This is a genomic window from Zobellia nedashkovskayae (assembly GCF_015330125.1).
Taxonomy (GTDB): domain Bacteria; phylum Bacteroidota; class Bacteroidia; order Flavobacteriales; family Flavobacteriaceae; genus Zobellia; species Zobellia nedashkovskayae.
Genome location: NZ_JADDXR010000002.1, coordinates 4,187,270 through 4,212,862 on the forward strand (window position 1 = coordinate 4,187,270; position 25,593 = coordinate 4,212,862).

Here is a 25,593-nt window from a genome sequence, read left to right on the forward strand (position 1 = left end):
TTTCTTTATTGATAAAATTAAGTTTCATAATTTTATTCTAACCCTATTTATTCCTAATATTGGCTTTACAAAAATAAATGTATGGTCACCCTTAAAGAAGCGATTTCAAAAGACGAGCTAAAAGAGTTCGTTAAATTTCCGTTTTCGCTTTATAAAGATTCTCCTTATTGGGTACCACCCTTAATTGAAGATGAATTATCTTCTTTTGATAGAGATGAAAATCCTGCCTTTAAAAATGCAAGTGCCTGGTTCTTTCTAGCCTATAAAGGCAACAAGCTTGTTGGCAGAATCGTTGCCATTATCAATCATTTAGAAGTAGATGACCAAAACGTAAAAAAGATGCGCTTTGGCTGGTTCGATTTTATTGATGATACAGAAGTATCAGAAACCCTTCTGAAAAAAGTTGCGGAAATAGGAGCTGAACACAAATTGGAGTTTATGGAAGGGCCAGTAGGTTTTTCTAATCTAGATAAGGTTGGTGTACTCACAGATGGATTTGATCAACCTGGAAGCATGGTAACGTGGTACAATGATGCATATTATATTAATCATTATGAACGCCTAAGCTTTGTAAAAGAAAAGGGATATGTTGAAAACAAGTTTCCTGCAAAGAATGCCGATCCAGCATTATTCACAAAATTGAACGGACTGGTAAAACGTCGCTACGGTCTTCGCGAAATTAATTTCAAGAAAACCAGTGAAGTTCTACCACTAGTAGATCAAATGTTTGACCTGTTTAACCAAACCTATTCTAAACTCTCTTCTTTTGTACCTATTACAGATGTTCAAAAAGAATATTTCAAAAAGAAATATATTACGTTTATAAACCCAGAGTACATTAAGTTCATTGTAGACAAGGAAGATAACCTAATTGCATTTGCCATTGTTATGCCTTCCTTCTCCAGTGCTTTACAGAAGGCTAAAGGAAAATTATTTCCTTTTGGCTTCCTGCACCTACTAAGAGCAAAAAAATATAATAAGGATGTTGTGTTTTACCTTATAGGTATCCACCCTGAATACCAAAACAAAGGCGTTACTGCCATAATTTTTAATGAATACTACAAAACATTTAATAAGAGAGGTATTGAAATGTGTTACCGTACACCGGAATTGGAAGATAATATTGCTATTCGCCAAATGTGGAAACATTTTGACCCAAAAATATACAAACGACGTTGTACTTACAAAAAGAGCCTATAGGCTATAAGGACCTTCTGCCCTATTTTACTTAAAACATACGGAACAAAAAAGGCCTCACTATATAGTGAGGCCTTTTTTAATATTATCAATTAGGTAAATATTACTCACCCATTGCCGCAGCAACTGCAGCAGATAATCTTTTATATGTACCATTTTCCAAACGGTCTCTAATTGCCGAGAACGCCTCTAATGTTTCCTCTATATCCTGCATTGTATGCGTAGCAGTAGGAATCATACGAAGTAATATTAGTCCTTTTGGTATTACAGGATAAACTACTATAGAGCAGAATATTCCGTAATTTTCTCGCAAGTCTTTCACAAGAGCCATAGCTTCTGGAATACTTCCGTTAAGGTAAACTGGCGTAACACATGTATTTGTGTTTCCAATGTCAAAACCTTTGTTCTTTAGTCCGTTTTGAAGCGCGTTTACGTTCTCCCACAACTTAGCTTTAAGCTCAGGCATGGTACGTAACATATCCAATCTCTTTAATGCTCCCTTTACGTAAATCATAGGTAATGATTTAGCGAACATTTGCGAACGAAGGTTATATTTTAAATAATCTATAATTTCTTTATCGGCAGCTAAAAATGCACCGATACCTGCCATAGACTTTGCAAAAGTTGCAAAATACACATCAATATCATCCTGTACATCCTGCTCCTCACCTGTACCTGCACCAGTTGCTCCTAAGGTTCCGAAACCGTGAGCATCATCTACAAATAAACGGAAAGTATATTTTTTCTTTAAAGCAACAATCTCTCTTAACTTACCTTGCTCACCACGCATACCAAAAACACCCTCGGAAATAACTAATATACCTCCACCGGTTTGTTCAGCCATTTTAGTGGCGCGTTCTAAGTTTTTCTCTAAACTTTCAATATCATTATGCTTAAACGTAAAACGCTTACCCATATGTAATCTAACGCCATCAATAATACAGGCGTGAGCATCTACATCATATACAATAATATCGTCTTTAGAAACAAGGGCATCTATTGCAGACACCATACCTTGGTAACCAAAGTTTAATAAATAAGCAGATTCTTTATTAACGAACGCAGCTAATTCTTGTTCTAGCTGTTCGTGAAAATCAGTGTGGCCACTCATCATTCTTGCTCCCATAGGGTAAGCAGATCCATATTCAGCAGCGGTTTCACCGTCTACTTTCTTAACTTCAGGAAGATTGGCTAGACCTAAGTAGTCATTGATACTCCAGGTAATTACCTCTTTTCCTTGAAACTTCATCCTATTAGAAATCGGTCCCTCTAACTTAGGAAAAACGAAATATCCCTCCGCCTGTGAAGCCCATTTTCCTAATGGCCCCTTGTTCTCTAAAATTCTGTCAAATAAATCTCGCATTTAGGTGTACTTTGGATTTTAGTGCAAAAGTAAGATTTTAAGAGCAACATTCATAAAATATTATTCTCTAACAAAAAAGCAATGACCATACGGCCATTGCTTTCCAACTTTTACAAACTTGTATGTTATTCTTTAATGTATTGTACTTTTTGAGTTTCACTAACAGTATTGGTGTCAAAGAAACCTTGGTCCTCCATCCACTGATCACTGTACACTTTACTCATATATCGCGAGCCGTGATCCGGAAATATAACAACTACGTTATCCTTTGGGCCAAACTCTCCATCTTCATTCAACTGTTTTAACGCCTGCATTACTGCACCACTGGTGTATCCTGCAAAAATACCTTCGGTCTTTGCAATTTCACGAGCAGTATGTGCACTTTCAGAATCGGTTACTTTGACAAACTTGTCTATAACATCAAAATCAGTAGCTCCTGGAATTAGATTTTTGCCAAGACCTTCTATTCTATATGGATAAATCTCATTAGAATCGAACTCTCTAGTTTCATGATATTTTTTCAATACTGAACCAAAAGCATCAACACCAATAACCTTAACTTTTGGGTTTTGCTCTTTTAAGTACTTAGCCGTACCTGAAATAGTACCACCAGTTCCGCTACATGCTACAAAGTGCGTAATCTGCCCACCAGTCTGTTTCCATATTTCTGGACCAGTGCTCTGGTAATGAGCCTCCATATTCAACTCATTAAAATATTGATTGATATAGATGGAGCCACTAGTTTCTTTATGTAAGCGTTTTGCTACTTCATAATAAGAACGTGGATCATCCGCACTTACGTGAGCCGGGCAAACATATACCGTGGCACCCATAGTACGCAACATATCAATCTTATCTTTCGATGATTTTGAACTAACAGCCAAAATACATTTATAACCTTTAATAATACTCACCATAGCAATACTAAAACCTGTATTACCAGAAGTTGTTTCTATAATGGTGCTACCTTCGGTTAAAAGACCTTTACGCTCTGCCTCTTCTATGATATGTACCGCAATACGATCTTTTGAAGAGTGGCCAGGATTAAAAGATTCTACTTTGGCAAAAAAGTTACCTGCAAAGCCTTCTGTTATTCTCTTTAATTTTACTAGTGGAGTGTTTCCTACGAGCTCTAGGATATTATTGTATGCCTTAATTTTGTTTTCCATAAAGGATGTCTGGTTATGAGAACTTTTCATATACTAAAAAGTTTCCACAAAATTGTTGGGACAAAATTACTATTTTTTTTGAATATGCCATTTTATCCATGAAAATACATCCAAAAAATGAAGATATTTTCGGTTTTATGCTGTTTTGTTAACATTTAGTTAGCATATTAGCAATAATCTAGCCAATTTCTAAGCCATAAAACCACTCCTTTTTTCAGACGAGATTATGTTAGTTCAACTAATTAACTTGTAAATTAATTAATCCTTTAGATTTTACCTTCCAAATCCAACAGAAACGCATACTCTTTAGCCACCTCTTTTAATGCCTCAAAACGTCCTGAAGCGCCACCATGTCCTGCATCCATATTAATATCCATCATCAACAGATTCTTGTCTGATTTCATCTCTCGTAATTTCGCTACCCACTTGGCAGGTTCAAAATATTGAACTTGTGAATCATGAAGTCCGGTAGTAACCAATAAATTAGGGTATTCTTGAGCAACTACTTGGTCATAAGGCGAATACGACTTCATATACTCATAGTATGCTTTTTCGTTTGGATTGCCCCACTCATCATATTCCCCTGTTGTTAAAGGAATGGAATCATCTAACATTGTCGTGACCACATCAACAAAAGGAACAGCTGCAATTACACCATTATATAATTGAGGAGCCATGTTTATGATTGCCCCCATAAGTAGACCGCCCGCAGAACCACCCATTGCATATAAGTGATCTGCCGAAGTATAACCTTCATCTATCAAGTACTGAGAACAGTCTACAAAATCTGTAAAAGTGTTCTTTTTCTTTAACAATTTACCATCTTCGTACCAAGGCCTGCCCAAGTATTCCCCTCCTCTAACATGCGCTATTGCATAAACAAAACCTCTGTCTAACAAACTTAAACGTACAGTAGAAAAATACGGATCTATAGTGTTCCCGTATGACCCATAGGCATATTGAAGTATAGGTGTTGTGTTACTTAGCGGAGTGTCTTTATGATAAACGATGGACATCGGTACTTTTACCCCATCGCGAGCATTAGCCCAAATACGTTTTTCTTTATAGTTGTCCTTATCAAACTTCCCTCCTAGTACTTCTTGTTCTTTTTTAACTTCTCTCTCCTTGGTCCGCATATTAAAATCGATAATGGAAGTTGGAGTTGTCATGGAATTGTAACCATAACGAAGAATTTCTGTATCAAAATCAGGATTGCGGCCCACACCGGCAGTGTATGTTTCACTTTTAAAAGGTAGGTAATACGAATCCGTGCCATCCCATCTGTTAATATGAACCTTGTTCAATCCGTTTGTACGTTCTGATATTACGTAGTAATCTTTGAAAATATCTATATCTTCCAACAGAACATCTTCACGATGGGGTATAAATTCTTTCCAGTTTTCCGAAGAGGTATTATTCTCATCGGTTTTCATTAATTTAAAATTGGTTGCACCATCTTTATTGGTAAGAACATAGAAATGATCACCATAGTGTGACATACCATATTCAACACCTCTTTCGCGGGGTGAAAACATTTTCAAATCTCCGTCAGGATTATCCGTTCTTAAAAACTGAAATTCCGAAGTAAGCGTGCTATACGAGCCAACAATAATATATTTCTTGGATTTTGACTTGTAGACATATGTTCCAAATGTATCATCTTTCTCATGAAAAACTAATTGATCTTCAGCTGCGGAAGTACCAAATTTGTGCTTCAAAATTTGGTCTGATCGTAAAGTAACTTCATCTTTTTTAGTGTAAAAAAGGGTCTTATTATCATCAGCCCAAACTGCACCACCCGTTGTATTTTCTATCTTATCTGCATAAACCTCCCCTGTTTCAAGGTTTTTTATGCTTATAACGTACTGCCGTCTAGAAACTGTATCTACGCCAAAAGCGGCAAATTTATTATTGGGACTAATAGCCAAACCTCCTATGCTGAAATACTCATGACCTTTTGCCATTTCGTTTCCATCAAACATAATCTCTTCCGGAGCTTCTAATGTTTCTTTTTTTCGAGCATAAATAGGATACTCTTTACCTATTTCATACCTGGTAATGTACCAATAGCCGTTCTGTTTATACGGTACAGATGTATCATCTTCTTTGATACGAGATTTCATTTCATCAAAAAGTTGATGCTGAAACTCTTTGGTATGCCCCGTCAAAGATTCATAGTACTCTTTCTCAGCCTCTAGATATGAAATCACCTCTGGGTTCTCTTTATCGTTCAACCAATAATAATTATCCACCCTAACATCTCCGTGCTTTTCTAAGTTATGTGGAATCTTTTTCGCAATCGGTGCTTTAACTTCACTCATATTCTTTTGTTGACTTTGTACTAAAAGCACAAATGTAAGGCTTAACCCAAGAACGATTTTCTTTTTTTTAGACAAGCTCATAGTTGATGTTTTTCAGACACAATTTAGTAATTTCGCAAAGTAATTCAACTTATAAAAAAACAAATTATGTTTGGAGATATGATGGGTATGATGGGGAAACTTAAAGAAACCCAGCAAAAAGTAGAAGCCACAAAGAAACGTTTAGACACAGTAACCTTAGAAGAATCTTCTTCTGAAGATTTGGTAAAGGTGATTATTACCGCTAATAGAGAAGTTAAACAGATTCTAATTGATGAAAGTTTACTAAAAGACAAAGAGCAATTGGAAGATTTTCTAATTATGACAGTCAATAAGGCTATTGCAAAGGCAACCCAGGTAAATGAAGCAGAACTTGGTGCTGTTGCCAAAGAAGGGATGCCCAATATTCCGGGAATGGACTCGTTATTTAAATAATGGCAAGCTATTTGCTTTTGATTACTAAATTAAACTACAGATGAAACTATTACTTTTTCTAATATTACCGTTTTGTTTACTAGGCCAAACCGATACTACTAGTAATGTTGACTGGCTTAAGAACTACGACAAGGCCTTAAAAGTCTCAAAAAAAGAAAATAAGAATGTTCTGGTTTATTTTACCGGTAGCGACTGGTGTCCACCATGTAAAAAGCTTAAACAAGATCTTTTTGAGACAGAGGAGTTCTCTGAACTATCAAAAAGTTATGTCCTATTATATGTAGATATTCCTAGAAATAAGGATTTATTGAGTGATAAGCAGTGGAATCACAACCAAGAGGTCTTAAAAAAACTTAATAAAAAAGGAGTCTTTCCTTTGTTAAGTGTGGTAAATGGAAAAGGAAAGGCATTAGATGAATACTCTGGTTACGGTATGACCGGAGAAATTGGTTATCATTTAAAGTTTCTCAAGAAAAATAAGTAATTAAAAAAGGGCCCTTTAAAAGGGCCCTTTTTTGTGTCTATTCAGAAATGAATTAGTTATTAATCAATCTAAATTCTGTTCTTCTATTTACAGCATGCTCTCTTGAAGTACAAGAAACACCGTCCTTACACCTGTTCTTAAGTTTTGTTTCACCGTATCCGTTAGCTACTAAAAGACTAGAGTTAATACCTTTTGAAATTAGGTACTGCGCAACTGCTTTAGCTCTTCTTTCAGATAAATCCTGGTTAGAGGAAGCACTACCTTGAGCATCTGTATGAGAAGCCAACTCTACTTTAGCGCCTTCATTCTGAGCCAATACAGGTAATAAACGAGTATCAATGATAGTTTTAGCTTGTGCTGTTAAAGTAGCACTACCAGAGTCCCAGTTTATTGGAAGCGCTTGGTAAGTAACCAATTCACACTCTACTTCTTTCCAAGTAGTTAAACCACCTTTTTCTTTTAAAACCTCTTTTGTATAAGATTTAGTAACAGGAGCAACCGCCTCTTCTACAGCGTAAGCGTCCTTATCTAATACCGTTCTAGTAATTTCTTCATAAACCGCTGGAACTACTTCTTCAACAACTTTAGCTGGGGAAACAAGTATTCTTTTAGTATATGTACCACTCTTTTGAGGAATAGCAGTTTTGCTTGTTGAAGCATTGTTAGCAAGGGTTGCTGTTTCAATAGTCTGAAATTCTGCAGGATATCCTTTATAACACCAGTATCTACAATCATCAGGGTTACCTGAATCACAATCTGGAGCCGATGCACCCAACTCCCACTGAGCATATGCAGGTTTCACCTCTATAGTCTGTGAAGCACTACCAAAACTAGCTGGGCTAACGCTTAAAGAATTTCCGCCTTCCTTAGATACATAGCTAACCTTTTCAGATCCCCATTCTTCCGGAACAATTCTTAATTTTTTACTTTCTTCTTTTACTAAAACACGCTCTGTAACGGTTTTATACGTTGCAGGTACAGTTTTTAAAACTTTATAACCGGGCTTTACTGTAATAGTCACGGTCTCGTTTACATAAACGTCAGGCGTAGTACAACGTACATAGCACTTTCCAGGTTCGGGGTTAGCTGGCAAGTCTTGAGCCATACTAAATGAAGCCGTAAGAACGGCAAGGGAAAAAAGAATTTTCTTCATAAGATAGTTAATGTTTAATGTTAATGTATAGTTGGTTTAAAGTTAATGATTTAATATATATTTAACAAGTCGTTTCCTGTTAAGTATTAGAATCATCGATGAAATACATTCTTTTTTATCAAAACCGTGCCGTTCATCGATCTTAGCATAGAACAGCATATAAAGCAGTTTATTGTGATATTCTTAATTTTAACATAAAATAAATACACTTTCCAACTATACCCAATGGCAGATAATCCTGAAATTATCACTCTTATTTTGTATCTTTTACCTAAAATTTTACCTGTGATAGAAATAGTTAATACAACAAATTCCGGACATCGTTTTCAAATAAAATCTAAAAGTGATGCTATCTTACTTACAAGTGAAGAGTTTCATAGCCAGGCTGATTTGGATACTGCGCTTTCTAAACTGAATACACTTCAAATCAATAGAGGGAATTTTGAACGAAAGACCAATCATCAAGGTAAATTTCTGTTTGATTTAAAAGATGGCAATGGCTCACTAATAGGTACCAGTCAACTTTACGATTCGGAAGCTGGAATGGAGAATGGAATTAAAAATTTGCATAATCGTTTAACCGACTTAAAAAAACTATAAACCCTTTAGTATTTTTAAAAGCTTTTCATGCATTGTCTTGGTATAATCCAAATGGGTAACGATACGAAGTTTTCCTTGACCCATACCTATTATAAGGACATCTTCCTCTTTAAGTTTTTCTACAAAAACATCTCCTGTCATAAAATTTTCATCTATTTCAAAAATGATAATATTGGTTTCAATAGGTTCAACACGCTTTATATAGGATAGATTTTCTAACACCTCCCCTATCTCTCTTGCTTTTTGGTGATCCTCGGCCAAACGTTCTACATGGTGATCAAGCGCATAAATACCTGCTGCTGCAAGAAAACCTGCCTGACGCATTCCCCCGCCAAATATTTTACGAATACGAAGCGCTTTATCCATTAACCCCTTACTGCCCACCAAAACAGAACCTACAGGACACCCTAGGCCTTTACTTAAACAAACACTAATAGTATCGAACAATTCTCCATAAGCTAGGGGACTTTCGTTTTTTTGAACCAAGGCATTCCACAAACGGGCACCGTCAAGATGATAGGATAAATTATGCTTTTTGCAGACTTCTTTTATCTTTTTCAGCTCTTCTATATCCCAACACGCACCACCTCCTTTATTAGTAGTGTTTTCTATACAGACTAGAGATGTTAATGGGCTGTGGTAAAAATCCGGTGGATTAATTGCTGCTTCTACTTGTTCTGCCGTAATCATTCCCCTATGACCATCTATCAATTTACATGATACTCCGCTGTTAAAACTGACGCCTCCACCTTCATAATTATAAACATGAGCATATTTATCACAAATTAATTGGTCACCAGGTTGCGTATGTAACTTTATACCCGTTTGGTTTGCCATAGTTCCTGAAGGAAAAAAAAGCGCTGCTTCCTTCCCGAACATTTTAGCTACTTTTTCTTCAAGAGCGTTCACCGTTGGGTCCGATTTAAACACGTCATCCCCCACTTTAGCAGACATCATGGCCGCTAACATTGCTTGGGTAGGTTTGGTTACTGTATCACTAATAAGATTAATTTGCATGTAATGATTTTTAATAATTGGACTATAAAAGTTCAGGCTATACTAGATGAGCAAAGACTATATGAATTACTTATGAAAAACGACCATATACGGATAAAACAGAGCTAATTCTCTCTTTTTAACAAGAAATATGATAAACAATCTCCATTTTTTTTACATAAATGATAAATTAACATTTCAATTATTATGTAATTCTTTCTATTCAAGATATTAGAAATATATACCTTAAGTACAAACAAATATACTATGGTAAACTTAGAAAATCAGATTTTTTCATCCTACCAAAGAAACCCCGTTTTATTCGACGAGATCTTTGATCAAGAAGGACAAGTAAAGGAAGTGTATTCTAAACTATTCGACCTCTACGGCGGGCATTCCATTAGTGAATATGTCAATTTAAACGAAAAGGCAAAGTCGTCATTTTTTAATCAGGGAATTACTTTTCAGGTGTATGACAAAAAGAAAACCAAAGAGAAGATTTTTCCATTCGACCTTTTTCCTAGAATAATTCCACCAGAAGAATGGGAAATAATTGAATCTGGTTGCATACAGAGAAGTAAGGCGCTAAACCTCTTTCTGTGGGATGTTTATCATGATAAGAAAATAATTAAAGATGGTATAGTTCCTATGAGCCTCATAAGCTCTTCTGCTAACTATTTAGACCAAATGATAGGTTTAGATCCACCTGGGGGCATTTACAACCATATTTCAGGTACTGATGTCATTAAACATAGTGATGGACAATATTATGTTCTTGAAGACAATATAAGGTGCCCAAGTGGCGTAAGTTATGTTATTTGCAATCGTACAGCATTAAAAAGGGCTCTATTTGGTGTCTTTGATCATTACAAAACGTATTCCGTTACAAATTACGCGGAAAACCTTCTTGACTTGCTTGAAACCGTTAAACCTAAAGGTGTGGATGTACCCAATGTAGTAGTCATTACTCCCGGTATGTACAATTCTGCGTTTTACGAGCATTCCTATTTGGCAAAAACTATGGGTGTTGAATTAGTTGAGGGTAGAGATCTTTTCGTTGAAAATGATTTTGTATACATGAAAACCATAAAAGGCCCACAAAAGGTTGATGTAATATATAGAAGAATAGATGATGCGTTTATAGATCCACTGGAATTCAAACCAGATTCAGCTCTTGGCGTGCCAGGTCTTTTTTCCGCTTATAAAAAGGGCAACGTAACTTTGGCTAATGCACCTGGTACCGGTGTTGCAGATGATAAGGCCATTTACACTTATATGCCGGAAATAATTAAGTACTACTTAAACGAGGAGCCTATTCTAAATAATGTAAAAACATATCATTGCAGCAGACCCAAAGAGCTAAAATATGTATTAGATAATATTAAGAACTTGGTAATTAAACCTGTAGATGAGGCAGGTGGTTATGGTATATCTATTGGAAACCGATTGAGCGATAAAGAAGTTGAAGTTGTAAAAGCAGAGATTCTTTTAAGTCCTAGGAAATACGTTGCCCAACCAATTATGTCACTTTCCGTACACCCTACATATATAGATGAAACCGAATCTTTTGAACAGCGCCATGTTGACCTCAGAATTTTTACTGTGTTAGGAAAAGACAAAGAGTTCGTTTTAAAGGGCGGACTAACAAGAGTAGCGCTAAAAAGAGGCAATTTAATCGTAAACTCTTCACAAGGTGGCGGATCTAAGGACACATGGGTATTGAAGACCTAGTAGAATGCTTAGTACGAATATTCTACTCTAGAAAAAACAGAAAAAAGAACACTAACTATTAAATAACACCTATGCTAGCACGAGTTGCCAATAACCTTTTTTGGATGGGGAGATATATAGAACGTTCAGAACATATTGCGAGGTACCTTCGAGTAAATTATTTTTCATCTCTTGATGCCCCCAATCAAATATCGCAATCTAGACAATTTGTTCTTCGTTCAATGTTAACTTTAGTGGGCGACCCAGCTGCTGATGAGGAAGGCGATCTTAACGAGACCGAAGTTTTATATAAAATAGGATTAGACCCCAACTACTCCTCTTCTATTCTTAATAACGTAAGGAATTCACGAGAAAATGCCAATAGCGCCAGGGATCTGATCTCTACTGAACTTTATGAATCCATCAATAAATTCTACCACTTCATCGCTAACTACGACGCTAACGTTTATACAAAAAACGGGCTTGATGATTTTACACGGAATGTAACGGAAATGTCAGCAATTCTAAGGGGGAAAGTGCGTAGTACTCTAATGCACGATGAAATTTATGCTATCATTATAATGGGTGCAAATATAGAACGGGCAACACAGGTGATGCGGATTATTAGTTCCAAATATAATGATGCTCTTAAGGCTCAGGGTAGCTATGGCGATAAGTTCAAGAATAGCTTTGAATGGACCACCTTATTAAAGTGCACGGAATCTTATGATATGATGCGCAGGCATTACAAAAAAACGCCAACAAGCATTTCTACTTTAGAGTTTTTGATTCTTAATCCAAACTGTCCAAGGTCTATTATCAACAGTTTAAACCAAGTATGCAAACACATAAAAATCTTGGACACTAAGCAAAAACACGATAGAGACTCTACTTCATTTCTAGTTGGAAAAGTTAGAGCGGAATATGAATTTAAATCCATGGTAGATATTGAAAGTGATATTCAATTATTAATTAATAATACGTTGACACATCTTTATGAAATTAGCCAAAAAATGGAGAAAGAGTTTTTTAGTTATTAAGCCTTATATTACAAAGCTAATCAGGAAAAAAAATCACTTTCTTATCAAACCTAACGAACTCACAATTACCTAATGTCATTAGAATATTCAATTACTTATAAAGCAGAAAACACCTATGAAGAACCAGTACGCGAAGCATATTGGCAATTTCTCATAATACCACAAGAGAACGACTCACAACAGTTCATTAGTATAGATTTTAACAACTCGCTAAATGCTAGGAGTGAATTTTCTATAAATGGATATGGCTTTAAAACGATTCGGGTTCACCCAAAAACCGAATTTACACACATTGCTTTTGAGGCGAATTTTAAACTATTAAAGAAAGAAATTAATCCGTTTGACTTTGAACCGGAAGAAGATGTGTTGAAATCGTTTCAAAAGCTTCAAGAATTAGATTTTAAGGTAAACTATGACACCTTCTTAAAAACAACGGATTATACTAGTCTTCCTGAGGAAAGTAAAAATCTATTTACATTAGATACTACACTATCGATATTTGAAAACCTTTTGGCCCTAAATAGCTTTGTACACCATTATATTAAATTTAACGCAGAAGCTACTGATGTATACACCAAACTAAAAGATTTACTAAAAATCCGCCAAGGCGTTTGCCAAGACTTCACCCATCTATTTTGTGCCTTCGCAAGGTTAAACGGTATACCTGCACGTTATGTTTCAGGATATTTGCATCAAGACAACGGCTATTTTGGAGATGCGCAAATGCATGCTTGGGCAGAAGCCTATGTGCCCTTTGTTGGCTGGATTGGTTTTGATGTAACAAATGATATTTTGGCTGGGACATCCCATATAAAAATAGCTGATGGCAAAGACTATAATGACTGTTCACCCTTAAAAGGTGTAGTATTCTCTACCGGTAAGAACGAAACCGTTCATTCTGTAGTAGTTAGCAGTCAAAGCCAACAATAGAATTTAAAATGTAATTATTCTAACCTTGCAAACATTCAATCATTAACTGCGGAATAGATAAAAAAGAGTAGTATTTTTGTTTGAAAACAGAATATAATGACAATTACTACAGACCTATTTAAAGGTCTACAAGAGCGCCTTGGTGCGTTAAGGAGGTATCTTTGACGTTGATGCCAAACTTATTGAAATAGAAAACGAACAGGAGAAAACTTTAGCTCCTCATTTCTGGGATAATCCACAGGAAGCCCAGGCTCATATGAAATTCATACAATCAAAAAAACAGTGGGTAGATGATTACAATGCTGCCAAAACACTGGTTGATGACGTAGAAATTTTACTAGAGTTTCAACAAGAAGGAGAAGATAACGAAGCAGAAGTAACCGCTCAGTATGATAAAGCTCTGAGCCAGTTAGAGAAGCTCGAATTCAAGAACATGCTTTCTGAAGAAGGTGATGAACTTCCTGCCGTTCTACAAATTACAGCTGGTGCCGGTGGTACCGAAAGTTGCGATTGGGCCTCCATGCTCATGCGCATGTACATGATGTGGGCAGAAAAGAACAAATACAAAGTAAAAGAACTCAACTATCAAGAAGGAGATGTTGCTGGTATAAAAACGGTTACTCTAGAGATTGATGGCGATTTTGCTTTTGGATGGCTTAAAGGTGAGAACGGCGTGCATAGATTGGTACGTATTTCTCCTTTTGATAGTAATGCCAAGCGTCACACTTCATTTGCATCTGTGTACGTGTACCCTCTTGTAGATGACAGTATTGAAATTGATGTTAATCCCGCAGATATAACCATTACAACGGCACGATCAAGTGGTGCCGGTGGTCAAAACGTAAACAAAGTTGAAACCAAAGTTCAATTGGTTCACCATCCCACAGGCATACAAATATCCTGTTCGGATTCTAGAAGTCAGCATGATAACAGAGCTACGGCCATGAAAATGTTGAAGTCTCAGTTGTATGAAATAGAGCTCCGCAAAAAAATGGAAGCGCGTCAGGAAATAGAATCCTCAAAGATGAAAATTGAATGGGGCTCTCAAATCCGTAATTATGTCATGCACCCATATAAATTGATAAAGGATGTACGAACTGCTGAAGAAACAGGCAATGTAGATGCTGTTATGGATGGCGATATAGATGCTTTTTTAAAGGCCTTTCTAATGATGATGGGTCAAAAAGATGAAGAATAGGTTTTCACTTTTAAATGAATAAAAATTACAATTAAATTGCAAAATGATAAAAATCTATCATAACCCAAGATGTCAAAAATCCCGTGAAGGATTACAACGGCTTGAAAAATCTGGCCAGGAATTTGAAGTCATAAAATACCTAGAAGAAATTCCTTCTAAGGAAGAACTCCGTAGTGTTTTAGACTGCTTAGGCATTACTCCAGAAATGCTTGTTCGAAAAAATGAGCAAATCTGGAAAGATAATTTTAGAGGTAAACTTCTATCTAATGAAGAAGTTTTAGATGCTATGATTCTGTATCCAAAATTGATTGAAAGACCTATTGTTGTTAACAATGGTAAAGCTGTTATTGGCAGGCCTGTTAATTTAATTGACGGAATTATTTAATACCATTGCTTTATTCCTCTTGAAATTGAACATATATAAAAAGAGCATTCTCTTGAAAACAAAAGGGATGCTCTCTTTTATTATATTAGTCTCCCCTCTTTAATAATTTGGTACATTTGTTGCTATTTCATTTTAACAAAGCTTTAACCATGATAGGTTAAACCATTTATAAAAAACACAATCTTATAAATTGATATCGTCATGAAAAACAATATCCCATTCGTTATTTTATTTTTTGTTCTAATGTTCACAGGTCCTGAACTCATTGCTCAATATGGTTATGGAGGCGGAGGTTATGGATACGGAAATAGTGGTTATGGAAATAGCGGTTATGGAAGACAACGTAGTGCTATACCTCAAGTACAGGAAACTCCAAAGGAGCCTGAAGCAAAAACCGCCGCTCAAATCGTTGATGGTGAAATGCCTGGTATCGCCGAAGCTTTAGAGCTAAATGAGTTTGAGAGCGCAGTAATGAGTTCTGTATTAAAAAAGTATCTGCAGAAACGAATTGAAATGCAGATTCTGCAACTTACTCCTGAGCAAATGCGCGAGGGAATGGAGAAAATTACCAAAGCTCAGGACGAAGAGTTAAAAGCCGGACTTCCTATTGAAAAATATGATGCTTTTGTTGCAATGCAAAAGAAAGGCTTACAGAAGACCAAGAAAGAAAAGAAACGAGAGAAAAAACGAAAGAAGAAAAAAACCGAAGATTGACATGAAAATACCGTTCTTGATTGCCCTGTTACTGTTATCGATTAATACATTCGCACAACGGCCGCAGAGGCCCCAAGGTCAAGAACAACAACTAATAAAAATTACCGGAACGGTTTTGGACCAAGATGACGGGCAACCTTTAGAATATGCAACCCTTGTTCTTCATAGTGTAGAAAATCCTGAAAAGGTTACCGGCGGAATTACAAATATTGACGGAAAATTTGAAGTTGAAGCACTCCCTGGAAAATACAATGTCAGTATTGAATACATTTCCTATAAAACGTATAAACTACCAAATCAGCTACTAAGCAAATCTACAGATCTTGGTATTGTAAAACTTGCACTAGACGTCTCGCAACTAGAAGGCGTAGAAGTTGTTGGAGAAAAAACAACTGTTGAAGTTCGTCTTGACAAAAAAATATATAACATAGGCAAAGACCTTACCACTAGTGGAGCTACTATAAGTGATGCCCTAAACAACGTTCCATCTGTAAATGTTGATGTGGAGGGTGCAATTAGCTTGCGAGGTAATGAAAACGTTAGAATTTTAATTAACGGAAAACCTTCGGCTTTAGCCGGTTTTGGTTCTACAGATGCTTTACGAGAACTCCCCGCAGATGCTATAGAAAAGGTTGAGGTGATTACAAGTCCTTCCGCCCGTTACGATGCAGAGGGTACAGCAGGTATACTCAACATAGTTTTGAAGCGCGAAAAAACATTAGGATTTAACGGTTTAGTGAATGTAAATATCGGATATCCTGGTCAAAGTGGCATTTCTATTAATGCGAATTTGAGAACAGACAAATTCAATATTTTCAATACACTTGGTTACCGGTATAATGATTCTCCCGGACATGCTTTTTACGAAAACTCGTATACTAGTGGCCAGTATGGGCAAATCAATGAAGATAGAGATTACACTAGAAGAAGTAAGGGGCTTAATAACAATTTTGGTGTTGAGTACTTTATAACTGAAAAATCATCCATAACGGGAAGTTTTTTTATGCGTTTTCAAGACGGGGATGATTTAACAGAGAATTACAGCAATTACTTTGAAGGTGGCTTACTTACCAGACAAAGTTTTAGAGAAGAAATTGAATTAGAAGATGAAGAAAATTATCAGTTCTCCTTAAATTATATAAATAATATTGATGATGATGGCCAAAAACTAACGGTTGATTTACAATATTCAAATGGTGATGAAGTAGAGAACTCTACTATTGACGATAATAACACCTTCCCTAATACAAGTTTAAATACGCTAGAAAGTGTTTATCAAAACGAAATTGAAGATGAATATCTCGTACAAGCAGATTATGTGCTTCCCCTAGGCGATGCGCAATTTGAAGCAGGGTACAGAGGCACTTTTGACAAGGAAGTCACGGATTACAAACTGGACTCACTAAACAGGGCTACAGGGCTTTTTGTTACCAACGAAGACCTAACGAACAAATTTAAATACGAAGAAAACGTAAATGCCGTCTATACTCAGTATGGTAACAAATTTGGTAAGTTTTCTTTCTTAGCTGGGTTACGATTAGAAAACACACAACTTAAAGGAGAGGTAACTTCCGATTATGATACCTCTTCGGTTGAAGAAGCATTAGGTGAAGATATAGACCTTAATTTTGATAAAAACTATTTAGGCCTATTCCCTACCCTAAATTTCATATTCGAAATTGGCGAAATGGAAAATATATCCCTCGGTTACAACCGCAGAATCAACAGACCCAGAGGACGCTTTATAAATCCATTCCCCTCTAGATCGAGTAGAGCCAATATTTTTCAAGGAAATCCGGATTTAGACCCTGCTTATTCAAATTCATTTGATTTGGGTTATTTAAAACGTTGGGATAAGCTTACGCTTACTTCTTCAATCTATTATAAGCGTGAAACCAACTCTTTTGAATACATTCAGGAAGCTACAGGGCAAGTTACAACAGATAGCGTACGAATTATTAGATCTTTACCCATTAACCTATCTTCTAACGAAAGAATAGGTGCCGAAGCTGGTGTTCTTTATAATCCAAAAAAATGGTTACGGTTGAACGGTAGTGTCAACTTCTTTAAATTTTCTAGTGAAGGGGAGCATAATGGTACAGATTATGGTACAGATAACACAAGTTGGTTCGCCCGCTTTAGCTCTAAAGTAAGTTTGCCTAAAAAAATAGAGTGGCAGACCAATGCATTTTATATGGGCCCACGTCAAAACTCACAAACCGAAACAAAAGGAATGCTATCGCTAAACTTGGCTTTCAGTAAAGATATTATGAAAGATAAGGGTACACTATCCCTAAACGTAAGTGATCTTCTTAATTCAAGAAAAAGGCAGTCTTACACCGTATCGGATGATTTTACTTCAAGAAGCGAATTTCAGTTTAGACCTAGATCTATTACGTTATCGCTTCGTTATAGAATAAATCAAACTAAAGAAAACAACCGTAAGCAAGGAAAAGGTGGCAATGAAAATGGTGGTGGAGAAGATGAAATGGAAGGCTAAAGACCACTACTAAAGAAAAATCCCTGCTAGTTTTTTAGAACTAGCAGGGATTTTTTTATTCAGTTTAGCTCATAAAAAAGCAGGAAAACGACAATTCGTTCTCCTGCTTTTTAATATATAAGAGCGCTTATACGCTACGTTTTGCTTTCTTTTTATCTCTCCATTCTTTGTAGAGTTCCAAGATGTTTCCACCTAACCAATAAGGCACTACAAAGGTCAACAAGAAAATCATCAACCAAAATCCAATGGTTAAAATGGTTAAAAATGCTAAAAATCCAAGGTACTGATCAAATTCCATGTTCTCAATTTTGCACTACAAATATACTTTAGAAAGTACCAAAATTGCAAATTGAAATCAAAAAAAATAACATAACTTAAAAAACATTTATTTTTAAAGCCCCAAAGGGGAATTAAAATGGTGAAATACTACCTTTGTAAACTAACATAACACTACTAATAATGAGCTTTAGAATCGAAAAAGATACCATGGGCCAGGTAGAGGTGCCCAGCGACAAATATTGGGGCGCCCAAACTGAGCGTTCAAGAAATAATTTTAAAATAGGCCCTTCCGCATCTATGCCTTTAGATGTAGTTTATGGATTTGCCTATCTAAAAAAAGCTGCCGCTTACGCCAACTGTGAACTAGGTGTACTTGCCGAAGACAAAAGGGACCTTATCGCACAAGTGTGCGAAGAGATTTTAGATGGAAAACTTGACGACCAATTTCCATTGGTTATTTGGCAAACCGGATCAGGTACGCAAAGCAACATGAACGTTAACGAGGTTATTGCCAATCGCGCTCATGAAATTGCCGGAAAGAAAATTGGTGAAGGCGAAAAGACAATTCAGCCTAATGACGATGTAAACAAATCGCAATCATCTAATGACACCTTTCCTACAGGTATGCACATTGCCGCCTATAAGAAAATTGTACAGAATACTATACCAGGTGTAACTAAGCTACGTGACACTTTAAATAAAAAATCCAAAGACTTTGCCAAGGTGGTAAAAATAGGTAGAACGCACCTTATGGATGCCACTCCCCTAACCTTAGGTCAAGAATTTTCAGGTTATGTGTCACAACTAGACCATGGATTAAGAGCCTTAAATAATACCTTAGATCATTTAAGCGAATTAGCTTTAGGTGGTACTGCTGTAGGTACAGGAATGAATACACCAAAAGGTTATGATGTTCTTGTTGCCAAGTACATTGCAGATTTTACCGGACTTCCTTTTCGCACAGCGGACAATAAATTTGAAGCTTTAGCAGCACATGACGCTATCGTAGAGAGTCATGGGGCACTTAAGCAACTGGCCGTTTCTTTAAATAAAATTGCTAATGATGTTCGTATGATGGCTTCAGGACCAAGGTCAGGAATTGGTGAAATTATCATACCTGCAAATGAACCAGGTAGTTCTATTATGCCTGGTAAGGTCAATCCAACCCAGTGTGAAGCTATGACTATGGTTTGTGCTCAAGTAATGGGTAACGACGTTGCTGTTTCCGTTGGTGGAACTCAAGGTCATTACGAATTGAACGTGTTTAAGCCTATGATGGCCGCTAACATCCTCCAATCAGCAGAATTACTTGGTGATGCTTGTGTAAGCTTTGAAGTGAACTGTGCGGCTGGTATTGAGCCTAATTATGATGTAATTAAAGAATTACTGAATAACTCTTTAATGTTGGTTACTGCCTTAAATACTAAAATAGGGTATTACAAGGCTGCAGAGATTGCAAATACAGCACATAAAAACGGAACTACATTAAAAGAAGAAGCAATTAATCTAGGCTACGTTTCTGCTGAGGATTATGACGAGTGGGTAAAACCAGAAGATATGGTAGGAAGCCTAAAATAGGTAGACCTTAAAATTGAACATAAAAAAAGGGGCAATCATAAAGATTGCCCCTTTCTGTTTATATGTAATGGATAGCGCGTTTATTATTTTAGAGTGAACTTAGAAGTTCCCAATAATTTTAATCTCGTATCATAAACATTCACCATGTAATTTCCTTCTTTGAAATCTCCTGCAGGCTTGCTAATGTAATCGCAAACATCTAAAGATTTGTTCTCATAGTAAAAACCAGTTCCTTTACTGTAAGTTACAGAAGCTCCAGAATCATTTGTCTTAGAGTAGCTTTCACCTAATACGTTACCTTGTGGGTCAAGAACTTCAATAAAGAATTCTCTATCACCAGCTTGAGCGATTACGTTATCAGCAACAGTAAAACAGATTTTAAATTTATCCGTTCTCTTAGCTCTAGAAGTAGAAACTAATTTTCCACTGCTACGTTCTTTAACTGCATCAACACTAAACTTAGATAAGTTAAGAGCTGAACCTTTTTCAACAACGTCTGCTAATTGTGTATTCTGTACAACTAAAGAATCGTTAAAAACAGTTTGCTTCTCTAACTCTGTATACGTACTATCTCTCTGCATTGCAATAAAAGTGTTCGACTTGGTAAGCGAATCAACTTGTTTCAACAATTGTGCTCTTTCTTCCTTCAACACACCAACTTGTCTTCTGTATCTAGAAAGAGAAGAAATATCACCTTTCATACTTTTTACAGAATCAATATATTTTGCAATGTTATCTCTAGCAGAAACCAACTCTTCGTTAGTAGCATTGCTTTCTAAAATTGCCTTATCATATTCAGACTTTAAGCTATTTAAATCTTCAACTACTAATTGCTTTTCTTGAGTAAGCGCAGTTTCGTTTTTCTTTTTTTCTTGGTAAAGACTAACGGTGTATATTATGGTACCCAAAAGAACCACACCTAGCAATCCTGCTAGCACCTTCAATCCATTGTTGCTTTTTGTTTCAGTCATAATGTTAAGATTTATTACTAATAAAAATTATTGGTTTGTATCGCTTTATATACGGTAGGATTTTCCTTTTAGATTTTTTGATGTAAAAAAATCAAATAATATATCAATCAAAAGATTATGATATGGTAACTTTAAACTATAGTTCTCAATTAGCTCTAGTTTATGTCAATTAAAATAATACCATTTAAACCTGACTATGCTCCCATTTTTAAAGAGTTAAACCAAAAATGGATAGAGCAATACTTTACGATAGAACCTAAGGATCTTTACCTACTTGGAAACTGCCAAGAACATATTATTGATAAGGGCGGATATATCTTTTTTGCGAAAAAAGAAGATTCTATAACAGGATGTTTCGCTCTTTTACCTGTAAGCAACACCACTTTTGAGTTAGGTAAAATGGCTGTTTCAACAGAGTTTCAAGGTCTTAAAATAGGCCAAAAGCTATTATCTTTCGCGATAAAATTTGCAAAGGAGCAATGCTGGGAAACACTTATTTTATATTCTAGCACTAAATTGGATAATGCCTTACATATTTATAAGAAATTCGGTTTTGAAGAAGTGCCCATAGAAAGAAATTTAGATTACGCTCGTAGCGATATAAAAATGTAATTAACCTTATAACAAGAACCCTATGAAAAACCTATTATTTATACTGATGAGCTCTAGCATCTTTTTTATTGGATGCAAGGAGAATAAGAAAGACGCTGCACCAGGCCAAGATGTAATTACCGAAGCAAACGATACCGCTAAAGCCACTTCTATGAACGAAGAAGAGACCTCAGAAGTAAAAATAACTCCTATTGAGCATGCTACTGCAGTTTTAGAATGGAAAAATATTACCATTTACATAGACCCTGTAGGTGGCGCAGAAGCTTTTGAGGGATACAAATCTCCCGACCTTATATTGATAACCGATATTCATGGAGACCATTTTAATGTAGAAACTTTGGAAGCACTAGGTACTGACAAAGCTAAACTAATAGCACCACAAGCAGTAGCCGAAAAGCTGCCGGAAGTTTTCACCCCACAGATCGATGTGTTGAACAATGGCGAAAGCAAAGAACGTTACGGAATTACAATTGAAGCTGTACCAATGTATAATTTAAGGGAAGAAGCATTAAAGTTTCACGAAAAAGGACGTGGTAATGGCTATATATTGACTTTTGGAGACCAACGTATTTATTTCTCCGGTGATACCGAGGATATTCCTGAAATGAGAAATTTAAAAGATATTGACAAGGCTTTCATTTGCATGAACCTTCCTTACACCATGACGCCCGAAAGCGCTGCAGATGCTGTTTTGGAATTTAAACCGAAAAAAGTTTATCCCTATCACTATAGAGGCAAACCTGATGTAAGTGATGTTTCCAAGTTCAAAGAATTGGTAAACGCCGGTGATTCTAATATTGAAGTAATTCAATTAGATTGGTACCCGAACGACACATATTAAACAAAAATATATACTATAAAAAAAGCTCTTAAGAATTTTCTTAAGAGCTTTTTTTAAAACTGATTGCAAACTAGCGAATCAATTTTTTGTATTTGATACGTTGTGGAATTAAATCTCCACCCAAACGTTTCTTCTTATTTTCTTCGTAATCAGAGAAAGAACCTTCAAAGAAATAAACTTGAGAATCACCTTCAAACGCTAAAATATGTGTACAAACACGATCCAAGAACCAACGGTCGTGAGAGATAACTACTGCACAGCCTGCAAAGTTCTCAAGACCCTCTTCTAAAGCTCGTAATGTATTCACATCTAAATCGTTAGTAGGCTCATCTAAAAGCAATACATTACCTTCTTCTTTTAAGGTCATGGCCAAATGCAAACGGTTACGCTCGCCGCCAGAAAGCATACTTACTTTCTTGTTCTGTTCACTCCCCGTAAAATTGAATCTGCTTAAATAAGCTCTAGAATTTACTTGGCGACCACCCATCATAACAAGCTCTTGCTCATCACTAAAGTTCTGCCATATTGTTTTCTCTGAATCTATATTAGAATGGCTTTGGTCAACATAAGAAATCTTAGCTGTCTCACCTACCTCAAAATCTCCTTTATCAGGGGTTTCCTCACCCATAATCATTCTGAAAATCGTGGTCTTACCAGCACCGTTTGGCCCAATAATACCAACTATACCAGCTTGCGGAAGCTTAAAGTTCAAATCTTCGTATAACAACTTATCGTCGTATGCTTTACTAACACCTCTAGCCTCTAGTACATTTGTACCTAAGCGTGGGCCATTAGGGATATATATTTCAAGTTTTTCATCAAGTTGCTTCTGATCTTGACTCATTAACTTATCGTAATTCTTTAAACGTGCCTTCTGTTTTGTCTGACGCCCCTTAGCCCCTTGACGCACCCAGTCAAGCTCACGCTCCAAAGTTTTTTGTCTTTTAGAAGCCGTTTTGCTTTCGTCAGCTAAACGTTTAGATTTTTGATCTAACCAGCTAGAGTAGTTTCCTTTCCAAGGTATACCTTCTCCTCTATCTAGTTCCAAAATCCATCCCGCTACATTATCCAAGAAGTACCTATCGTGAGTTACAGCAATTACGGTACCCTTATATTGCGCCAGGTGATGCTCCAACCAATGAACCGATTCCGCATCTAAGTGGTTAGTAGGTTCATCTAATAGTAATATCTCTGGTTCTTGAAGCAATAGACGACAAAGCGCTACACGTCTTCTTTCTCCTCCAGAAAGCACACCTATTATTTTATCAGGCTCCGGAGTACGCAGGGCATCCATCGCTATTTCTAGTTTCGTGTCAAGCTCCCAAGCGTTTGTTGCATCAATTTTATCTTGAAGCTCCGCTTGCTTATCCATCAACTTTTGCATCTTATCTGCGTCTTCATATACTTCAGGAAGACCAAACATATCATTGATTTTATTGTACTCATCAAGTATGGCAACTGTCTCACTCACACCTTCTTTTACAACTTCAAGAACTGTTTTATTCTCATCTAGCTCCGGCTCTTGTTCTAAGTAACCAACTTTATAACCAGGTGAAAAAACAACATCTCCTTGAAAGTTCTTATCCACTCCCGCTATAATCTTAAGCAAAGTAGATTTACCCGATCCGTTCAAACCAAGAATACCAATTTTGGCACCGTAGAAGAAGCTTAGGTATATGTTTTTAAGAACAGGCGTATTCGCGTTCTTATATGTTTTAGTGACTCCCGACATGGAGAAAATCACCTTCTTATCATCAGGCATAATATATTGTTAAGTAATTTATTAAAAGGGTATTGTCTAATTTATCTAAACTCTTCCTTTAAGTGCATTAAACACCCAAGCTATAGCAAAAAATCCTATCCCTACTGAGGCAAAACCCCAACCAGCAACTTCATCGTATCTAAAAGCTCCTAAAGCTATTAGCGCTAAACCCACAAAAATCATTATAAATGTGGCCCATGCCAAAACGGTATTTTTATTCATCCCCATGTTAATTCGGTTTCAATTTCGGTAACTTCAAATATCGTAAATTTTAAAATATTTTAAGGCTCTATACCTGCTTTTGTTCTTCAAAAGGAAAAATAACTCCTGATTTTTGTCGTACATCATACAGAAGCTTTGCTAAATCCACACTATTCTGATAACTCCACATAGTACTTTGTAGTTTTCCTGAAGCCAAACAAGCTTGTACTTCTTCAATTTCATAAGTATAGCCCTTACCATGCGTAGGTAAATTATAATCAACTACCTCCCCTTCTTTCTCAATAGAATACCCTTCTGCTTCATGCCATCTAGGGTGAAGAAAAATACTTCCCTCACTTCCTGATATTTCAGCCTTCATTTCTGATTTAGAATTTAAGCCACTGTAAAGAATAGCCTGCGCTCCCTCATAATCAAATATCATAGAAGTCTGCATTTCCACTCCAGTCTTATAAAAATGAGATGATGCCTGAATCTTTGTAGGCATTCCCAATAACAAATACGAAAGAAAAATAGGGTAAATACCAACATCAAGTAAAGAACCTCCGGCTAAATCAGGATTTAACAACCTATTTTCTGAATCTCTTCCTAAAGCATAAAAAGCAAAATCTGCATGAATAAATCCAATAGGTCCAATTTCACCACTTTCTACCAGCTGCTTTGTCTTTTGAATAGATGGGTTAAAACGACTCCATAACGCTTCCATTAAGAAAACTTTGTTTTCTTTAGCAACGGCAATCATTCTTGCTACCTGTTCAGGGTTTACACCCATTGGTTTTTCACAAAGTACATGCTTCCCTTTTTGCATCGCACTAATACTCAAATCTTCATGAGATGTATGAGGAGTTGCTATATAAACCACATCAACCTCATTAGACTCAAAGAGGGCTTCGTAGCTATCAAAACTATGTGCAGCTCCATATTCATTAGCAAATTCCTTCGCTTTTTGAGTACTTCTAGAAGCAACAGCAACAAGGCTTCCCCCTGTTACCAAAGCCAAATCTTTCGCAAAAGTATGGGCAATACTTCCCAAACCTACAATTCCCCAACGTACTTGTTGTGCCATATGATTTCAATTTTTTCAAATGTAAACAATT

General features: G+C 36.3%; 24 protein-coding genes. 14 read left to right on the plus strand and 10 right to left on the minus strand.

The features are described 5' to 3' along the window. Positions 1-81: 81 nt before the first annotated feature. On the plus strand, positions 82-1,200 hold the full coding sequence (locus IWB64_RS17245; RefSeq protein ID WP_194535196.1) for a GTP cyclohydrolase: 1,119 nt from the start codon (positions 82-84) through the stop codon (positions 1,198-1,200). Between the two features lie 100 nt (positions 1,201-1,300). Here IWB64_RS17245 and IWB64_RS17250 read toward each other — a convergent pair whose 3' ends face one another. The 3 genes from IWB64_RS17250 to IWB64_RS17260 all read right to left on the minus strand — a co-directional run bounded on the left by IWB64_RS17250 (position 1,301) and on the right by IWB64_RS17260 (position 6,131). After that, the gene (locus tag IWB64_RS17250; RefSeq protein ID WP_194535197.1) at positions 1,301-2,560 is read right to left on the minus strand and encodes an aminotransferase class I/II-fold pyridoxal phosphate-dependent enzyme; all 1,260 of its coding nucleotides are present in this window, start codon (positions 2,558-2,560) and stop codon (positions 1,301-1,303) included. Positions 2,561-2,685: 125 nt separating this feature from the next. Further along, positions 2,686-3,729 carry a PLP-dependent cysteine synthase family protein gene (locus IWB64_RS17255; RefSeq protein WP_194535198.1) on the minus strand — a complete coding sequence of 348 codons (1,044 nt, stop codon included), beginning with the start codon at positions 3,727-3,729 and terminating at the stop codon, positions 2,686-2,688. A 266-nt stretch (positions 3,730-3,995) separates the two neighbouring features. Next, entirely contained in the window at positions 3,996-6,131 is a 2,136-nt protein-coding gene (locus IWB64_RS17260) for a S9 family peptidase (RefSeq protein ID WP_194535199.1), read from the minus strand. 66 nt (positions 6,132-6,197) lie between these two features. On the opposite strand from IWB64_RS17260, the gene IWB64_RS17265 reads away from it, so the two are divergent. Both IWB64_RS17265 and IWB64_RS17270 read left to right on the plus strand, forming a co-directional pair. After that, positions 6,198-6,524, plus strand: a complete 327-nt coding sequence (locus IWB64_RS17265) for a YbaB/EbfC family nucleoid-associated protein (RefSeq protein WP_194535200.1) — start codon at positions 6,198-6,200, stop codon at positions 6,522-6,524. A gap of 40 nt (positions 6,525-6,564) precedes the next feature. Further along, positions 6,565-7,008 carry a thioredoxin family protein gene (locus IWB64_RS17270; protein ID WP_194535201.1) on the plus strand — a complete coding sequence of 148 codons (444 nt, stop codon included), beginning with the start codon at positions 6,565-6,567 and terminating at the stop codon, positions 7,006-7,008. A gap of 52 nt (positions 7,009-7,060) precedes the next feature. Here the strand turns inward: IWB64_RS17270 and IWB64_RS17275 are convergent, their stop codons facing one another. Further along, complete coding sequence (locus IWB64_RS17275; protein ID WP_194535202.1) at positions 7,061-8,161, minus strand: OmpA family protein; 1,101 nt, start codon at positions 8,159-8,161, stop codon at positions 7,061-7,063. A 225-nt stretch (positions 8,162-8,386) separates the two neighbouring features. On the opposite strand from IWB64_RS17275, the gene IWB64_RS17280 reads away from it, so the two are divergent. Further along, complete coding sequence (locus tag IWB64_RS17280; protein WP_194535203.1) at positions 8,387-8,761, plus strand: YegP family protein; 375 nt, start codon at positions 8,387-8,389, stop codon at positions 8,759-8,761. On the opposite strand, the gene IWB64_RS17285 is transcribed toward IWB64_RS17280, so the two are convergent. After that, positions 8,756-9,778, minus strand: coding sequence for a threonine aldolase family protein (locus tag IWB64_RS17285; protein ID WP_194535204.1), 1,023 nt, complete (start codon positions 9,776-9,778; stop codon positions 8,756-8,758). The two genes, IWB64_RS17280 and IWB64_RS17285, sit on opposite strands and share 6 nt — an antisense overlap. Before the next feature lie 246 nt (positions 9,779-10,024). On the opposite strand from IWB64_RS17285, the gene IWB64_RS17290 reads away from it, so the two are divergent. The 7 genes from IWB64_RS17290 (at position 10,025) to IWB64_RS17320 (ending at position 18,234) form a co-directional block, all read left to right on the plus strand. Continuing rightward, positions 10,025-11,488: a circularly permuted type 2 ATP-grasp protein gene (locus IWB64_RS17290; protein ID WP_194535205.1), complete on the plus strand. Its 1,464-nt coding sequence runs from the start codon at positions 10,025-10,027 to the stop codon at positions 11,486-11,488. A 71-nt stretch (positions 11,489-11,559) separates the two neighbouring features. After that, positions 11,560-12,507 (plus strand): alpha-E domain-containing protein, encoded by a 948-nt coding sequence (locus tag IWB64_RS17295; protein WP_194535206.1) that lies wholly within the window; start codon positions 11,560-11,562, stop codon positions 12,505-12,507. A gap of 72 nt (positions 12,508-12,579) precedes the next feature. Continuing rightward, the gene (locus tag IWB64_RS17300; RefSeq protein ID WP_194535207.1) at positions 12,580-13,437 is read left to right on the plus strand and encodes a transglutaminase-like domain-containing protein; all 858 of its coding nucleotides are present in this window, start codon (positions 12,580-12,582) and stop codon (positions 13,435-13,437) included. A 96-nt stretch (positions 13,438-13,533) separates the two neighbouring features. Next, a protein-coding gene (gene prfB / locus IWB64_RS17305; RefSeq protein WP_226975924.1) for a peptide chain release factor 2 occupies positions 13,534-14,635 on the plus strand; the annotation gives its coding sequence in 2 pieces (ribosomal slippage) (positions 13,534-13,599 and positions 13,601-14,635; 1,101 coding nt in all). Positions 14,636-14,678: 43 nt separating this feature from the next. Beyond that, complete coding sequence (arsC, locus tag IWB64_RS17310) at positions 14,679-15,020, plus strand: arsenate reductase (glutaredoxin) (protein WP_194535208.1); 342 nt, start codon at positions 14,679-14,681, stop codon at positions 15,018-15,020. A gap of 201 nt (positions 15,021-15,221) precedes the next feature. Beyond that, positions 15,222-15,734 carry a hypothetical protein gene (locus IWB64_RS17315; RefSeq protein ID WP_194535209.1) on the plus strand — a complete coding sequence of 171 codons (513 nt, stop codon included), beginning with the start codon at positions 15,222-15,224 and terminating at the stop codon, positions 15,732-15,734. A gap of 1 nt (position 15,735) precedes the next feature. After that, a complete protein-coding gene (locus IWB64_RS17320; protein ID WP_194535210.1) occupies positions 15,736-18,234 on the plus strand; it encodes a TonB-dependent receptor domain-containing protein in 2,499 nt (832 codons plus the stop codon). A 127-nt stretch (positions 18,235-18,361) separates the two neighbouring features. On the opposite strand, the gene IWB64_RS17325 is transcribed toward IWB64_RS17320, so the two are convergent. Further along, complete coding sequence (locus IWB64_RS17325; RefSeq protein WP_162857241.1) at positions 18,362-18,532, minus strand: hypothetical protein; 171 nt, start codon at positions 18,530-18,532, stop codon at positions 18,362-18,364. A 161-nt stretch (positions 18,533-18,693) separates the two neighbouring features. Here IWB64_RS17325 and fumC point away from each other — a divergent pair, with 161 nt between their 5' ends. Further along, positions 18,694-20,091 (plus strand): class II fumarate hydratase, encoded by a 1,398-nt coding sequence (gene fumC, locus IWB64_RS17330; RefSeq protein ID WP_194535211.1) that lies wholly within the window; start codon positions 18,694-18,696, stop codon positions 20,089-20,091. Positions 20,092-20,174: 83 nt separating this feature from the next. Here fumC and IWB64_RS17335 read toward each other — a convergent pair whose 3' ends face one another. Then, positions 20,175-21,062 carry a hypothetical protein gene (locus IWB64_RS17335; protein ID WP_155596159.1) on the minus strand — a complete coding sequence of 296 codons (888 nt, stop codon included), beginning with the start codon at positions 21,060-21,062 and terminating at the stop codon, positions 20,175-20,177. Positions 21,063-21,224: 162 nt separating this feature from the next. On the opposite strand from IWB64_RS17335, the gene IWB64_RS17340 reads away from it, so the two are divergent. Continuing rightward, positions 21,225-21,674, plus strand: coding sequence for a GNAT family N-acetyltransferase (locus tag IWB64_RS17340; protein WP_194535212.1), 450 nt, complete (start codon positions 21,225-21,227; stop codon positions 21,672-21,674). Positions 21,675-21,696: 22 nt separating this feature from the next. Beyond that, the gene (locus IWB64_RS17345) at positions 21,697-22,515 is read left to right on the plus strand and encodes an MBL fold metallo-hydrolase (protein WP_194535213.1); all 819 of its coding nucleotides are present in this window, start codon (positions 21,697-21,699) and stop codon (positions 22,513-22,515) included. A 70-nt stretch (positions 22,516-22,585) separates the two neighbouring features. Here IWB64_RS17345 and ettA read toward each other — a convergent pair whose 3' ends face one another. From ettA to IWB64_RS17360, 3 genes are all read right to left on the minus strand, one after another. Next, positions 22,586-24,277 (minus strand): energy-dependent translational throttle protein EttA, encoded by a 1,692-nt coding sequence (gene ettA / locus IWB64_RS17350; RefSeq protein ID WP_194535214.1) that lies wholly within the window; start codon positions 24,275-24,277, stop codon positions 22,586-22,588. Positions 24,278-24,322: 45 nt separating this feature from the next. After that, positions 24,323-24,505, minus strand: coding sequence for a CAL67264 family membrane protein (locus tag IWB64_RS17355; RefSeq protein WP_013995358.1), 183 nt, complete (start codon positions 24,503-24,505; stop codon positions 24,323-24,325). A 61-nt stretch (positions 24,506-24,566) separates the two neighbouring features. Then, positions 24,567-25,562, minus strand: coding sequence for a Gfo/Idh/MocA family protein (locus IWB64_RS17360; RefSeq protein ID WP_194535215.1), 996 nt, complete (start codon positions 25,560-25,562; stop codon positions 24,567-24,569). Positions 25,563-25,593 lie beyond the last annotated feature (31 nt).

What these genes read in the sequence shown, in the direction of transcription:
- IWB64_RS17245 (WP_194535196.1), top strand. Translation starts at nt 82, where the DNA reads ATGGTCACCCTTAAAGAAGCGATTTCAAAAGACGAGCTAAAAGAGTTC.
- IWB64_RS17250 (WP_194535197.1), bottom strand. Translation starts at nt 2,560, where the DNA reads ATGCGAGATTTATTTGACAGAATTTTAGAGAACAAGGGGCCATTAGGA.
- IWB64_RS17255 (WP_194535198.1), bottom strand. Translation starts at nt 3,729, where the DNA reads ATGGAAAACAAAATTAAGGCATACAATAATATCCTAGAGCTCGTAGGA.
- IWB64_RS17260 (WP_194535199.1), bottom strand. Translation starts at nt 6,131, where the DNA reads ATGAGCTTGTCTAAAAAAAAGAAAATCGTTCTTGGGTTAAGCCTTACA.
- IWB64_RS17265 (WP_194535200.1), top strand. Translation starts at nt 6,198, where the DNA reads ATGTTTGGAGATATGATGGGTATGATGGGGAAACTTAAAGAAACCCAG.
- IWB64_RS17270 (WP_194535201.1), top strand. Translation starts at nt 6,565, where the DNA reads ATGAAACTATTACTTTTTCTAATATTACCGTTTTGTTTACTAGGCCAA.
- IWB64_RS17275 (WP_194535202.1), bottom strand. Translation starts at nt 8,161, where the DNA reads ATGAAGAAAATTCTTTTTTCCCTTGCCGTTCTTACGGCTTCATTTAGT.
- IWB64_RS17280 (WP_194535203.1), top strand. Translation starts at nt 8,387, where the DNA reads ATGGCAGATAATCCTGAAATTATCACTCTTATTTTGTATCTTTTACCT.
- IWB64_RS17285 (WP_194535204.1), bottom strand. Translation starts at nt 9,778, where the DNA reads ATGCAAATTAATCTTATTAGTGATACAGTAACCAAACCTACCCAAGCA.
- IWB64_RS17290 (WP_194535205.1), top strand. Translation starts at nt 10,025, where the DNA reads ATGGTAAACTTAGAAAATCAGATTTTTTCATCCTACCAAAGAAACCCC.
- IWB64_RS17295 (WP_194535206.1), top strand. Translation starts at nt 11,560, where the DNA reads ATGCTAGCACGAGTTGCCAATAACCTTTTTTGGATGGGGAGATATATA.
- IWB64_RS17300 (WP_194535207.1), top strand. Translation starts at nt 12,580, where the DNA reads ATGTCATTAGAATATTCAATTACTTATAAAGCAGAAAACACCTATGAA.
- arsC (WP_194535208.1), top strand. Translation starts at nt 14,679, where the DNA reads ATGATAAAAATCTATCATAACCCAAGATGTCAAAAATCCCGTGAAGGA.
- IWB64_RS17315 (WP_194535209.1), top strand. Translation starts at nt 15,222, where the DNA reads ATGAAAAACAATATCCCATTCGTTATTTTATTTTTTGTTCTAATGTTC.
- IWB64_RS17320 (WP_194535210.1), top strand. Translation starts at nt 15,736, where the DNA reads ATGAAAATACCGTTCTTGATTGCCCTGTTACTGTTATCGATTAATACA.
- IWB64_RS17325 (WP_162857241.1), bottom strand. Translation starts at nt 18,532, where the DNA reads ATGGAATTTGATCAGTACCTTGGATTTTTAGCATTTTTAACCATTTTA.
- fumC (WP_194535211.1), top strand. Translation starts at nt 18,694, where the DNA reads ATGAGCTTTAGAATCGAAAAAGATACCATGGGCCAGGTAGAGGTGCCC.
- IWB64_RS17335 (WP_155596159.1), bottom strand. Translation starts at nt 21,062, where the DNA reads ATGACTGAAACAAAAAGCAACAATGGATTGAAGGTGCTAGCAGGATTG.
- IWB64_RS17340 (WP_194535212.1), top strand. Translation starts at nt 21,225, where the DNA reads ATGTCAATTAAAATAATACCATTTAAACCTGACTATGCTCCCATTTTT.
- IWB64_RS17345 (WP_194535213.1), top strand. Translation starts at nt 21,697, where the DNA reads ATGAAAAACCTATTATTTATACTGATGAGCTCTAGCATCTTTTTTATT.
- ettA (WP_194535214.1), bottom strand. Translation starts at nt 24,277, where the DNA reads ATGCCTGATGATAAGAAGGTGATTTTCTCCATGTCGGGAGTCACTAAA.
- IWB64_RS17355 (WP_013995358.1), bottom strand. Translation starts at nt 24,505, where the DNA reads ATGGGGATGAATAAAAATACCGTTTTGGCATGGGCCACATTTATAATG.
- IWB64_RS17360 (WP_194535215.1), bottom strand. Translation starts at nt 25,562, where the DNA reads ATGGCACAACAAGTACGTTGGGGAATTGTAGGTTTGGGAAGTATTGCC.